The 13,023-nt window shown below is 65.0% G+C and carries 13 protein-coding genes; 4 read left to right on the top strand and 9 right to left on the bottom strand.

Translation table 11 applies throughout. The features are described from left to right. Position 1: 1 nt before the first annotated feature. From BGP02_RS16705 to hemL, 4 genes are all read right to left on the bottom strand, one after another. Complete coding sequence (locus BGP02_RS16705) at positions 2-541, bottom strand: TPM domain-containing protein (RefSeq protein WP_157211539.1); 540 nt, start codon at positions 539-541, stop codon at positions 2-4. Between the two features lie 5 nt (positions 542-546). Then, entirely contained in the window at positions 547-1,389 is an 843-nt protein-coding gene (locus BGP02_RS16700; protein ID WP_286798893.1) for a TPM domain-containing protein, read from the bottom strand. Between the two features lie 139 nt (positions 1,390-1,528). After that, complete coding sequence (locus BGP02_RS16695; protein WP_017235299.1) at positions 1,529-2,143, bottom strand: LemA family protein; 615 nt, start codon at positions 2,141-2,143, stop codon at positions 1,529-1,531. Positions 2,144-2,227: 84 nt separating this feature from the next. Beyond that, positions 2,228-3,532, bottom strand: coding sequence for a glutamate-1-semialdehyde 2,1-aminomutase (hemL, locus tag BGP02_RS16690; RefSeq protein ID WP_286798870.1), 1,305 nt, complete (start codon positions 3,530-3,532; stop codon positions 2,228-2,230). Positions 3,533-3,663: 131 nt separating this feature from the next. On the opposite strand from hemL, the gene rnk reads away from it, so the two are divergent. Continuing rightward, on the top strand, positions 3,664-4,089 hold the full coding sequence (gene rnk, locus BGP02_RS16685) for a nucleoside diphosphate kinase regulator (RefSeq protein WP_017235301.1): 426 nt from the start codon (positions 3,664-3,666) through the stop codon (positions 4,087-4,089). Between the two features lie 147 nt (positions 4,090-4,236). Here the strand turns inward: rnk and BGP02_RS16680 are convergent, their stop codons facing one another. Continuing rightward, positions 4,237-4,839 carry a phosphatase PAP2 family protein gene (locus BGP02_RS16680; protein ID WP_017235302.1) on the bottom strand — a complete coding sequence of 201 codons (603 nt, stop codon included), beginning with the start codon at positions 4,837-4,839 and terminating at the stop codon, positions 4,237-4,239. Positions 4,840-5,441: 602 nt separating this feature from the next. Here BGP02_RS16680 and BGP02_RS16675 point away from each other — a divergent pair. Further along, a complete protein-coding gene (locus tag BGP02_RS16675; protein WP_157211540.1) occupies positions 5,442-5,639 on the top strand; it encodes a hypothetical protein in 198 nt (65 codons plus the stop codon). Positions 5,640-5,718: 79 nt separating this feature from the next. Continuing rightward, positions 5,719-8,460 (top strand): magnesium-translocating P-type ATPase, encoded by a 2,742-nt coding sequence (mgtA, locus tag BGP02_RS16670; RefSeq protein ID WP_017235304.1) that lies wholly within the window; start codon positions 5,719-5,721, stop codon positions 8,458-8,460. 216 nt (positions 8,461-8,676) lie between these two features. On the opposite strand, the gene BGP02_RS16665 is transcribed toward mgtA, so the two are convergent. Genes BGP02_RS16665 through BGP02_RS16655 form a run of 3 tightly spaced genes read right to left on the bottom strand, consistent with a single transcriptional unit; the run spans position 8,677 to position 10,541 of the window. After that, complete coding sequence (locus BGP02_RS16665; RefSeq protein WP_286798869.1) at positions 8,677-9,204, bottom strand: hypothetical protein; 528 nt, start codon at positions 9,202-9,204, stop codon at positions 8,677-8,679. Between the two features lie 49 nt (positions 9,205-9,253). Beyond that, entirely contained in the window at positions 9,254-10,135 is an 882-nt protein-coding gene (gene dapA, locus BGP02_RS16660) for a 4-hydroxy-tetrahydrodipicolinate synthase (RefSeq protein ID WP_026132226.1), read from the bottom strand. A 55-nt stretch (positions 10,136-10,190) separates the two neighbouring features. Then, positions 10,191-10,541 (bottom strand): hypothetical protein, encoded by a 351-nt coding sequence (locus BGP02_RS16655; RefSeq protein WP_017235307.1) that lies wholly within the window; start codon positions 10,539-10,541, stop codon positions 10,191-10,193. Positions 10,542-10,840: 299 nt separating this feature from the next. On the opposite strand from BGP02_RS16655, the gene BGP02_RS16650 reads away from it, so the two are divergent. Next, positions 10,841-11,053, top strand: a complete 213-nt coding sequence (locus BGP02_RS16650) for a DUF1059 domain-containing protein (RefSeq protein ID WP_026132227.1) — start codon at positions 10,841-10,843, stop codon at positions 11,051-11,053. Positions 11,054-11,075: 22 nt separating this feature from the next. Here BGP02_RS16650 and edd read toward each other — a convergent pair whose 3' ends face one another. After that, positions 11,076-12,923, bottom strand: a complete 1,848-nt coding sequence (gene edd / locus BGP02_RS16645; RefSeq protein ID WP_286798868.1) for a phosphogluconate dehydratase — start codon at positions 12,921-12,923, stop codon at positions 11,076-11,078. Between the last annotated feature and the right edge of the window lie 100 nt (positions 12,924-13,023).

Genomic DNA, 13,023 nt, shown 5'->3' with positions numbered 1-13,023 from the left:
GTCAGAGCATCAGCGGCCGGTCGGTCAACGCATTGTCCGGCGCCGCGCCGGCATGGGCCGGCAGGAATTCGCGCGCAATGCCGCGCAGGGTGTTCAGCGCGTCGAGCACGCTCTGGACATAACGTTCGTCACGAAAGCCGGCGCTCATCTGCGCAACGACGGTGTCCCACGTGCGGGGGGATACCAGCGCGTCGACGCCCTTGTCGGCGATCAGCTCGATATCGTGATCGGCGATGTTGATGTACAGGAGAATGCCCGTGCGCTCGCCCGTATGCGCCACGCCGAGCTGGCGAAACAAGTGAACGGCGCGTTGACGGCAGGTATGCCCGTGCCATACCGCAGCAAGCGGCATGGCAGCTTCGATCACTAGGCGAATCTCGCAGCGGTGCTCCTTTTCGGAATCGCGGATGGCGGCTTCGAGCGCATCGAGCGCCTTGTCCGGGAAGAGCCACCGGGCGTGCGCTCGCCAGGTGCCCAAATGCCGCAGCCAGCGCGAGACATCGTGCGTCTTGTGTTGCGTTGGGATTGCTTCGTTTGCCATCGCCATCACCAGTTCCCCGACGAACCGCCGCCGTCGAATCCGCCACCGCCGCCGCCGAAACCTCCGCCGCCGCCATCGAATCCGCCGCCGTCGTTGCGTCCCCAGCCGCCCAGACCGCCCAGGCCGCCACCCAGCCCGGCGCCGAAGCCGCCGGCACCGATGCGCCCGCGTTGGCCGGTGAGCACCCGCGAGCGCGGGTCGGTGGGACCCACGCCCGGCAGACCGGGCCCTTGAAACCGCCGGCGGCTTTCCATCAGGACCACCATCCCGATGATGAAGACGATGAAGAGCAGCGGCAGGAAATCGGACAGATCCGAGTGCGGCGCGCGCGTCGACGGCAAATTCGGGGCGGGCAGCGCCTCGTTGTTCATCGCCGCCTCGACCGCCGCGACGCCGGCGGCCAACCCGCCGAAGAAGTCACCGCTGCGGAAATGGGGGGCCATCACGTCGCGCAGGATTCGCCCGGAGATGGCATCGGTCAGCGAGCCTTGTACCCCGCGTCCGACTTCAATGCGCATCTTGCGCAGGTCGTTCGGATTGTTCTTCGCGATGAGCACGATGACGCCGTCGTCCACGCCCTTGCGGCCGGCCTTCCAGGCATCGGCCACGCGAATGCTGTACTGGTCGATCGTCTCGGGAGCCGTGCTCGGCACCATCAGAACGAAAATCTGGCTGCCGCGTTGTTGCTCGTATTGTGCGAGCTGTGTCTCGAGCGCGTTGCGCTGCTCGGGCGTGAGTGTGCGGGTCAGGTCGGTTACCCGCGCGGTGAGCGCGGGCACGGCCACGAGATCCTCTGCGCTGGCCGGCAACGCCAGCGAGCCCAGGCACGCCAACGCCAGCGCCAGCATCGCCCAAAGCGTCGGTCCCCAATGCCAACTGCGCGAGTGCCCGCCGCGCGCGTCATCCGTCACCGGACGGCGCGTCGGCATTCCACGGCCCTTTGGCGACACCTTGTAGTCCGCGGAGATGGCAGCCATGATCCGATCCTCAGAATTTGACGGCCGGCGCGGTCGAAATGGCCTTCTCGTTCTCGACCGTGAAGTTCGGCTTCGGCCCGTAGCCGAACATCTTCGCCGTCAGATTGTTCGGGAACTGGCGCACATACACGTTGTAATCCTGCACGGCCTGAATGTAGCGATTGCGCGCCACGGTGATGCGGTTTTCCGTGCCTTCGAGCTGCGATTGCAGGTCACGGAACAGACCGTCGGCCTTCAGGTTCGGATAGTTCTCCGAGACGGCCATCAGGCGTGAGAGTGCGCCGGACAGTTCGCCCTGCGCTTGCTGGAAGCGCTTGAACGCCTCGGGGTCGTTGAGCGTCTCCGGCGTGACCGTGATGCTCGTGGCCTTCGCGCGCGCGTTGATCACCTCGGTGAGCGTCGTTTGCTCGTGCGTGGCGTAGCCCTTGACCGTGTTCACCAGATTCGGCACCAGGTCGGCACGTCGCTGGTACTGGTTGACGACTTCACTCCAGGCGGCCTTGACCGCTTCGTCCTTGACCTGAATCTGGTTGTATCCGCAGGCGGACAGCAACGAGGTGAGCACCCCCAGCGCCAACCAGCGCACGAACGATTGGCGAAGCTTTGTCGGCAACGACACTTGCATGATGTTTCTCCCTGTGATGGTCAGACTGGCCGACTCGCTAGGTGTGCGAAATCCGGCCGAAGACAGCCACGTGACCTGCAACGATCACGCAATGGCGCGAAACGCGTCGCGGGCAGCGTCGAGCGTGGCGTCGATGATCGTGTCGTCGTGCGTTGCCGAGACGAAGCCCGCTTCGAAGGCGCTCGGCGCGAGATACACGCCGCGATCGAGCATCGCATGAAAAAACTTGTTGAAACGGGCCACGTCGGACGTTGTAACTTCCGCGAAGCTCTGCGGCACGTTGGCACGGAAGTACAGGCCGAACATGCCGCCGACGCTGTCGCCCGAGAATGGCACGCCAGCGCTCTGGGCGGCCTCGACGAGCCCGGTGACGAGCTTCGATGTGCGTTTGGCCAGATCCTCGTAGAAGCCCGACGCCTGAATCAGTTTGAGCGTGGCGAGGCCGGCGGCCACGGCCAGCGGATTCCCGGAGAGCGTGCCGGCCTGGTAGACGCCGCCCAGCGGTGCCAGGTGCGACATGATGTCGCGTCGTCCGCCGAACGCGGCGGCCGGCATGCCGCCGCCGATGACCTTGCCCAGGCAAGTGAGGTCGGCCGTAATGCCGTACAGCGCTTGCGCACCGCCCAACCCGACGCGGAACCCGCACATCACCTCGTCGAAGATAAGCACGGCGCCATGGGCGGTGCACAGCTCGCGCAGCGTCTGCAGGAAGTGACGCGAGCCGCGCACGAGGTTCATGTTGCCGGCCACCGGCTCGACGATCACGGCCGCGATCTCGCCGCCTTGGCCGGCGAACAGTTCGCGAAGCTGTTCGACGTTGTTGTACTCGAGCACGAGCGTGTCGCGCGTGACTTCGGGCGGCACGCCGGCCGACGACGGCGCGTTGCGCGTCGAATCGGCGAACGTGAGCAGGCCGGAGCCGGCCTTCACGAGCAAGCTGTCGGCGTGGCCGTGATAGCAGCCCTCGAACTTGACGATCTTGTTGCGGCCGGTAAAGCCGCGCGCCAGGCGCAGTGCGCTCATCGTCGCCTCGGTGCCGGAGGACACCAGGCGCACCTGCTCGATGGACGGCACGAGGCCGCAGAGGGTCTCGGCCATCACCACTTCGGCTTCGGTGGGCGCCCCGAAGCTGAAGCCTTGCGACATCGCGGCGTGCACGGCGGCGACGACGTCCGGATGCAGGTGGCCGACGATCATCGGGCCCCACGAGCCGATGTAGTCGATGAAGCGCGTGCCTTCGGCGTCCCACATATAAGGGCCTTGGGCGCGGGCGATGAAGCGCGGCGTGCCGCCGACCGAACGGAAGGCGCGCACCGGCGAGTTCACGCCGCCGGGGATGGTCTGCTGGGCGCGCGCGAAGAGCGCGGCATTGGTAGTGTGTTCGGACATGACTTCGACTTTGTGTGCCTAATGCGTCGATTCTAGCGGATGGCGGTCAAGTCCGGGACTTCTCGCCGCGCGGGGCTTCTGTTAGATTGAAGGTCACTCCCTCAACGTCAAGGAAAAACAGGCCCGCCGACATGTTCACCGTCCATTCGCAACGCCCCTCGATCACTGTCTCCACGCTCGACCTTGAACGCCTCGAAGCGCTCATGGCGCAGGCGCCCCGCGCGGCATTGCCGTATGTGGAGGCACTCGAAACAGAGCTTGCCCGGGCGAGCGTCGTCGAACCGGAGCAGATGCCGGCCGACATCGCCACGATGAACTCGGTGGTGCGCTACCGTGATCTCGCCGCGCAGCAGGAACATCGCGTCACGCTTGTGTATCCGCAACATCTGGCGAGCACGCCGAGCGGCATTTCGGTGCTCGCGCCGGTGGGTAGCGCGCTGCTCGGCTTGCGCGTCGGTCAGTCGATTCAGTGGCAAGTGCCAGGCGGCCACCAGATCGCGCTGACATTGCTCGGCATCGATTACCAGCCCGAAGCTGCCGGCGAATACCACCGCTGATCCCCCGTCTCCGACGCCGTACTGGGAGATTCGGTTCTCCCGAGTCTTCCTACCGTTCCTGCCTGTTCGTCAACCCCTCCTGAAGCTTCCACCGCTTCCCGCAGGTCCGCAAACCCGCAGTTCCCGTCGTTTCCCAAGTCCGCCGGCTCAGCGACGCAGCCAGCCGCGCGCAATCGGCCACGCCATCAGGCGGCGATAGAGGGCTTCGAGGATAGCCGCGACGATACGACTCGTCTCACGCGCACTCGCGGTGTGCATGATGAGCGCCACTACGATCGATACCGCCAGCGCACCGACCATATCGAGCGGCCAGTGCACGCCAAGGTAGACGCGCGCCCAGCACACGGGCACGGCGCATAGCAGCAGGAGCCGGCCGAGCAGGCGAGGCGAGCGCGCGAGCGTGCCCATCAGGACGAACGCCGACGTGAACAGGATCGACGCGTGATTGCTGGGGAAGGCACTCGTCGGCGCATGCGGGAGCAGGTTCGTGCCGAGACCGACGACGAACGGCCGCGGTTCGAACCAGGCCAGACCGATCACACCGTTGACCAGTAGCGCGAGCGCTACGCCCAGCAGACCGTGCACGGCCCCCTCGCGGTCGCGACCGCCAGCGAGCCACAGGAGGGTCAGGCCCACCGGGAGCAGCAGGATCAGGTATTTGGCGAGGAGAACGGCGATGGCCAGTTCTCCTTCACTGACATTGGGCGAGGCATTGACGGCCAGGAACAGGGCGCGGTTGATTGAATCCATGAAATTCGGGGAGCGGGAAGCAGAAATAGGCCAGACCGGTTGCCCGGTACGCCACCGGGCGGCGTGCGGTGCCGGTGCCTCGACGGCCGCCGGTGGGCGGTTTGTGACGAAAACATGACAGATTCTGACTGAGCCGCTTCCCGCTGGAAAGTTGCATTCGTCATCATTTTGTAACACGGTGAATTGTCACTTTTCTTTCGACGCACTCGGGGGTAAAATCGCGCCGTCATAGCTCTCAGGAGGTCCTTCCGTGGACAGTAGTTCTAGTGGTAGTTGCCGGTCGGCGCAGGTCGACACCATCACCGCGAGTTAGTCCCCGGGATCTTCCCTGCCGCTAACTCGCATAGCCGGGTTGGCGCGCACCTCTGATGTACGCATCGAATGTCCAATGCCCTTGGCCACCGCGCCGAAGGGTTTTCTTGGGCCATACCGATAGCGTCCGTCTTTCGTAGCACGCTCCCTAATTTGCTTTACGTCTGCCGTTCGGGCTGTCCCGTTGCGCGCAGGGGTTCGTTTTCAGGCCGTTTGCCGTGGGCGCCGGTGATGAAATGCGAGTCTCTCGTGCGCGCCGGGCCGATTGCCGCGCGGCCGGGAGAATCATCGTGTTCCGTTACTCCATGACCCTTCGCGGAGGCAATCCGCAAGCCCTGATGCTGCCCACCGAGTGCCTGCATCACTATCACGTCGCCCCGCATGCCGAGGACGCCGCTGTCACGGCGCGCCCGGGCGCGAGTGCGCGACTCGGACAGTGGCTGCTGGCGCTCGTGCGTCGCAACGATCCGACCGGACGCGCGGGCTGAGCCTGCGCGATAACGGTCCCCAGGCATCGGCGACTGGCCGGTGCCCAGCGATATCAACCGTATTTTCAGGATGTATCCGATGCAACAAGCTCTCACGTTCAGCGAGCGACTGATTGCGGTGCTTGGCGCGCGCCTTGGCCTGCGCTTCTTCCGCCGCCGCGACATGCTCGAAACCCTCGATGCGCCAGCGCATGGCCACGAGGCACCGCCAGGTTTGCTCGACGCCGCCCGCGACGCCGGCCCCGATCTGCTCGCCCGTCTGCACACGACGCGCGACGGTCTGTCGGATGACGAGGCCGCCACCGTGCGGGCACACGTTGGCGTCAACGAAGTCGAGCACGAAAAACCGTTGCCCTGGTGGCGGCACCTGTTCAACTGCTACCGCAATCCATTCAACCTGCTGCTCTCGGCACTGGCCGCTGTGTCGTACGCGACCGACGACACCGAGGGAACGATCATCATCGCGTCGATGGTGATCATTTCCACGGTGTTGCGATTCGTGCAGGAGGCGCGCTCCTCCAAGGCGGCGGAAAAGCTCAAGGCCATGGTGAGCACCACGGCGACGGTGCTGCGCCGCGAAGTGTTCGGCCATGAGGGCGTAGAGGCCGACCACGTGCGCCGTCTGGGTCGCATGGGCCGTGAAATTGCGTTGGCCGAACTCGTGCCGGGCGACATCGTGCTGCTCGCGGCGGGCGACATGATTCCGGCGGACGTGCGCATTCTCGCGGCCAAGGATCTGTTCGTCTCGCAATCGGCGCTTACCGGCGAGGCACTGCCCGTCGAGAAATTCGCGCACGCTTGCGAGTCCGGCGGCAGCAATCCGCTCGCCTACGACAACCTCGCGTTCATGGGGACGAACGTCGTGAGCGGGTCGGCCACGGCTGTCGTCGTGGCGACGGGGGCGCGCACGTTCTTCGGCTCGCTCGCGCAGCGCGTCACGGCGCAGCAACCGACGGTGACGTCGTTCCAACAGGGCGTGAATCGTGTGTCGTGGGTGCTGATCCGCTTCATGCTGGTCATGACGCCCATCGTGCTGCTCATCAACGGTTTCACCAAGCACGACTGGCTCGAGGCGTCGCTGTTCGCGCTGTCGGTGGCGGTGGGCCTTACGCCCGAAATGCTGCCGATGATCGTGACGGCCACGCTCGCCAAGGGCGCGGTCGTGCTCTCGCGCAAGAAGGTGATCGTCAAGCGGCTCGATGCGATCCAGAACTTCGGCGCGATGGATGTGCTGTGCACCGACAAGACCGGCACGCTCACGCAGGACAAGATCTGTCTCGAACGTCATACCGATGTCTGGGGCCACGCCTCGGAAGATGTGCTCGAGTATGCCTATCTCAACAGCTTCTACCAGACCGGCCTGAAGAACCTGCTCGACGTGGCAGTGCTCGATCATGGGGAGCTGCACCAGCATCTCGACATCGTGAACCGGTATCGCAAGATCGATGAGATCCCGTTCGACTTCCAGCGCCGTCGCATGTCGGTGGTGGTCAGCGAGAACGGCGATCATCACGAACTGATCTGCAAGGGGGCGGTGGAGGAGGTGATGGCCGTGTGCAATCGCGTGCAGCATGGTGCGAACGTCGAGCCGCTCACGCCCGATGTGCTGGCCCGCCTGCGTCGCGTCACGGCCGACCTGAACGCCGAAGGTCTGCGCGTGGTGGCCGTGGCAACGCGCCACTTGCCACCGGTGCGCGACAGTTATGGCATTGCGGACGAGAGCGAACTCGTGCTCGTCGGGTATATCGCGTTTCTCGATCCGCCCAAGGAGTCGACGGCGCCGGCGCTCAAGGCGCTCGCAGCGGCGGGTGTCCAGGTCAAGGTGCTCACGGGCGACAACGATCTCGTGACGGCGAAGGTGTGCCGCGAAGTGGGGCTGGCGGTGAACGGCTGCGTGCTGGGCGACGACATCGAGGCGATGAGCGACGCCGAACTGGCGCACACGGTCGAACGCGCCAACGTATTCGCCAAGCTCACGCCGTCGCACAAGGAGCGCCTGGTGCGCCTGTTGCGCGCGAACGGCCACGTCGTTGGCTTCATGGGCGACGGCATCAACGATGCACCGGCCTTGCGCGCGGCCGACATCGGCATTTCGGTGGACACGGCGGTGGACATCGCCAAGGAAGCGGCCGACCTGATCCTGCTGGAAAAGAGTCTGATGGTGCTGGAGCAGGGCGTGATCGAGGGGCGTCGCACGTTCGCGAACATGCTCAAGTACATCAAGATGACCGCCAGCTCGAACTTCGGCAATGTCTTCTCGGTGCTGATCGCGAGTGCGTTCCTGCCGTTCCTGCCGATGCTGCCGTTGCAACTGCTCACGCAGAACCTGCTCTACGATTTGTCGCAGACGACGATACCGTTCGACAACGTCGACGACGAACAGCTCACGAAGCCGCAGCGCTGGAATCCGGCGGATCTGTCGCGCTTCATGGTGTTCTTCGGCCCGATCAGTTCGATTTTCGACGTGCTGACGTTCGTGGCGATGTGGCATTGGTTCGGCGCGAACAGCGCCGAGCATCAAACGCTGTTCCAGTCCGCCTGGTTCGTCGAGGGGCTGCTGTCGCAGACGCTCATCGTGCACTTGATCCGCACGCGTCGCATTCCGTTCGTGCAGAGCCGCGCGGCATGGCCGTTGCTGATGATGACGGCCGCCGTGATGCTGATCGGCGTGATGCTGCCGATGTCGCCGTTCGCGGACACGTTCAAGATGCAGGCATTGCCGCTCGCGTACTTCCCGATGCTCGCGGCCATCCTGCTCGCCTACGCTGTGCTCACGCAAATGATGAAAGGCATGTTCGCGCGACGGTTCGGGTGGCAGTGAGCGCACGCGCCTCGGCCTGACGCACCACGCCAGCGGCGAGAGGATCGCCGCTGGCGTTCACCTCATGGGTTCCGGGGACGCTCAGTCATCTACCCAGGTCCCGGACGGACGGTCGAAATGTTGGCTGCGAGGGGCGAAGACGTCGCGCGCATCGTCGAGTTCCAGCGTCACGTCGAGCGCGCCGTCGTTATCGCGTGTGGCGCTCGCGAACTACGGTCAGCTTGAGTGTATTCGCATTGCGACGTCAGTCGAAGCGCAAGGACCGTGCGCGACCTCCACACGGCGTTTGGGTGACACGGTGATGTCCAGTGCTGCATACAGCTCGTCGAGCGCGTCCCGTGTGCCGACGAGCAGCGCCGTCGTTTGCCCGCTCATGTCGGTGACGACGCTCACGAGCGTTTTTCCCTGACAGGTCTCGCGCGCCGCAACGAATTGCGTCGAGGTCAGAGCCGCGAGCGTGGCGAAGCGGTCGGCCTGCACTAGGCCGTTGATCTGGAAGACAGGTTGCGTGGCGCCGGTGGCGCGCAATGCGAGTTTTACGTTGACACCATCGCTGCGGGCGCCAAGCGCGGTGAGCAGCTTGTCGCGTCCCTGCGGACCCAGCGCGCAGCGATCGCCGTGAACCCATCGTGAAATCGTGTTGCCGGTCATGCCGGTCGCGTAGGCGAGCCTGGCCAACGGGGTGCCCGAGAGCTTGATCAGCAGACGGGCGATGGTGCGGTGACGCTGTTCGATGTCGTCCATATCGGGTCTCGTGTCGTGGGGAAGGGCGGACAGGCCGCGCCGTTCGGACTCAGAAGGCCATCGTCACTTCGAGCTGGACGTCGATCGCTTTGCGAAGGGCGTCCGAGCACGGCATGAGCGGACGACGAACCGTCTCCGGGCACAGGCCCAATGACGCGAGCGCGGCTTTGATCGCCACGGGATTGGGCTCGGAAAACAGGCGTCGGATGAGCGGCTTCATGCCGTTGAAGAGCATTGTGGCGTGCACCATGTCGCCCTCGCGCGCGTAGCGAAGCAGCTTCAGATAGAGATCCGGCCGCACATGTGCCGCCGCCGAAATGCATCCGCGCGCACCGGCGTGCAGTGCGGGCAGCAACTGCATATCGTCGCCGCACAGCACGGGCATGGCGACCTGCGACGGCAGGTGCGTGAGCGAATGCTCGTCGCACTCCTTGATCGCCGCGAAGGCGCTGTGTGATGCCAACGCTCGGATCGTCTCCACGCCGAGCGCCACGCCAGTACGCAGCGGCACGTTATAGAGCACGAGCGGTTTGCGCGTCACGGCTGCCAGCGTGCGGTAGTGCCAGAGGATGCCGTCTTGCGACGGTCGCAGATAGTAGGGCGGCGGCACAAGGTAACCGGCGAGCGGCAGATCGTCGAGGCTGCCAATCTGATGCGCGGCGTCCGACGTGTCGGCCGCGCCGACGCCAGCCACGACGGGCGCATGGTCTTGGGCGAGATGGCACGCGGTCTCGACGAGCCAGCGGCGTTCGTCGGGGGCCAGCAGCGCACCTTCGCCCGTGGTGCCGGCCACGACAAGACCGCTGACCCCGGCAGCAAGGTAGAAGTTGACCAGACGGGCGAAGGCGCTGCGATCGATCTGTGCGCCGTTCGCGCCTGTCATGGGCGTGACGAGGGGAATCCAAACGCCTTCGAAGATGGCTGGGTTCATGGCGGGGGGCGGATTGGCGGGGCGAAGGGGGCGGAACACCGGGGACGTTGAACGCTCAGGCGGCGGGGCGAAGACGCAGCACACCAAATTCAGCTTCTGGCAGCGATTGCATGACGGCGAGCATGGCCCGCGAGGCTTCGACGCGCGGCAACGCAATCGATACCACGGCGGCGGTATCGTGCCGGATCGGGCGAATTGTCTCGACGCGCCACGGCAGCGGCAGGCTCATCGCCAGCGTGACGGCGAGCGTGGAGACGGCCGCGCGGCTGAGCGTGATGTCGAGCGTTGCATCGAGACGTGCGCGTGGGGGGCACCGATGGCGCTCACGCGCGGCGGAGAAAGCGTCGGCCAAGACGGCACTTGCATCGGGAGGTTCCAGACGGGCGCGTTGGGCGATGGTAGGCATGGCAACGTGTCGATTGACGACAGGGGTGACGACGGAGCCAGTCTAGGGATGCATGAATAAAAAAGGCGTCAAGATTTCTTGACGCCGTCCCGACGCGGCGGCAGCCCCACCGTCATGGGGGCTTCGACCGACCGCATGAATCTCATCGTCGTGTGACCTGACAATCGCCACCCGCAACCTATACTTTCAGAATGATTTTGTTTGCCATCCGCAGAAGGTGAAATCGCGCCCCGCAGGCGTCGCGTGGTATACGGCGCGGTCATCCAGCCAAGACGACGCTCTCGTGTGAGGAGACCATCATGACCCGCAAATTCATCGATTGCCGGGAATTCCCGAGCGCAATGAACTGTTCCGTGGCGCTATCCGCAGATTCCGAAAACGAACTGATGGAAGCGGCCGTGCAACACGCCATCACGGTTCACGGACATACCGATTCCGCCGAGCTGCGTTCGCAACTGCGTACGCTATTTCACGACGGGACACCGCCGATCGACGCACCACGTCACGCGTAATCGCACATCGTTCGCCGGACAGTCACGAGTGCTTCGGATACTCCGAGTCGTCGAACAGCACGCACGCGCCATGCGGTGCGGCGCCGACGTTGCGCCGGAATAGGCGGAATACGTTACGCCACGGGTCGAACGGCCGTTGCGGTACCGGGACCGGGGCGCGCGCGGCGAGCGTGGCGTCGTCGACTTCGCAGTGCAGCAGGTTCTTCTCGCAATCGATCGTGATGATGTCGCCATCCTGCACGCGCGCGAGCAGGCCGCCTTGCTCCGCCTCCGGCGACAGGTGAATGGCGGCGGGCACCTTGCCCGACGCACCGGACATTCGCCCGTCAGTCACGAGCGCCACATGATGGCCTTCGTCCTGCAGGAGGCCGAGCATCGGCATGAGCTTGTGCAACTCCGGCATGCCGTTGGCCTGCGGGCCCTGGAAACGCACCACGACGACGACATCGCGCGTCAGTTCTCCCGCCTTGAACGCCGCTTGCGCGCTCTCCTGATCAGAGAACACGCGTGCCGGAGCGCGAACCGTCTGATGTTCCGGCTTGACGGCGGATGACTTGATGACCGCGCGCCCCAGGTTGCCCGCGAGCATGCGCAAGCCGCCTTCGCGCGCAAACGGGCGCGATGCCGGGCGCACGATGCCCTCGTCGAGACTGTTGTTGGGGGCGTCCTGCCAGGAGAGCACGTCGTCGTGCAGCACGGCTTCCTGCGTGTATGGGCGTAGACCGTGCCCCATGACGGTGGTCACGTCATCGTGCAGGAATCCGGCGTCGAGCAACTCGCGAATCAGGAAGTTCAGGCCACCCGCCGCATGGAACTGGTTCACATCCGCCTTGCCGTTCGGATAGACGTGAGCGAGCAGCGGTGTGACGTCCGACAGCTCGGCGAAGTCCTGCCAGTCCAGCAGAATGCCGCCCGCATGCGCCATCGCCACCAGATGCAGCGTGTGGTTGGTCGAGCCGCCCGTGGACAGCAGGCCGACGACGCCGTTGATGAACGCTCGCTCATCGAGGATATGCGACGTGTTGATACCGGTCTTCGCCAGCGCCACGGCGCGCGCCGTGGCCGCCTGCGTGAGCGCATGACGCAGCGGCGTATGCGGATTGACGAATGACGCGCCGGGCAAGTGCAGCCCCATGAATTCCATGAGCATCTGATTGCTGTTGGCGGTACCGTAGAACGTGCAGGTGCCTTCGGTGTGATACGCGGCGAGTTCGGAGTCGAGCAGCGCCGCGCGCGTGACGCGGCCCGCAGCATACTCCTGCCGGATGCGCGACTTCTCGTCGTTGGGCAGCCCGGAGGGCATCGGGCCCGCCGGGGTGAAAACGGCGGGCAGATGGCCGAACGCCTGGGCGGCGATGACCAGCCCCGGCACGATCTTGTCACACACGCCGAGGAACATGGCGGCGTCGAACATCTGGTGCGAGAGCGCCACGACCGAGGCCATCGCGATCACATCGCGCGAGAACAGCGAGAGTTCCATGCCCGCATAACCCTGCGTGACGCCATCGCACATTGCGGGCACGCCACCGGCCACCTGTGCGCTGGCACCATGCGCCCGTGCTGCGGACTTGATGACGTCGGGGAACTCAACGAACGGGGCGTGCGCCGACAACATGTCGTTGTAGGCCGTGACGATGCCGATATTCGGCGTGCGCTCGGTGCGGATCTTGATGCGGTCGTCGGCGGGGGCGGCGGCCAGCGCGTGCGCGAGATTGGCGCAGCCGATCGACTCGCGACCGGGCTGCCCCTGCGTGGCGCGGGCCACGCCCTCCAGATAGGCCTGACGGCTTGAACGGCTGCGCTCGATCAGTCGCTGGGTCACACGCTCAACCACCGGATGCAGCGGTACATTTTGCGAAGACTGGGTCATGGGGTGTCCGGAACGTTGTAGGTCGCTCGACGTGGGTGATGTAGTCAAAGAACGAAACTTTGTTGATTTAAAGTGTAGTTAAACTACAATGCAGTGTCAA

Origin of the sequence: Pandoraea sp. 64-18 (assembly GCF_001899225.1) — a bacterium.
Lineage (GTDB): Bacteria > Pseudomonadota > Gammaproteobacteria > Burkholderiales > Burkholderiaceae > Pandoraea > Pandoraea cepalis.
This window is presented reverse-complemented; position numbering and strand designations above follow the sequence as displayed.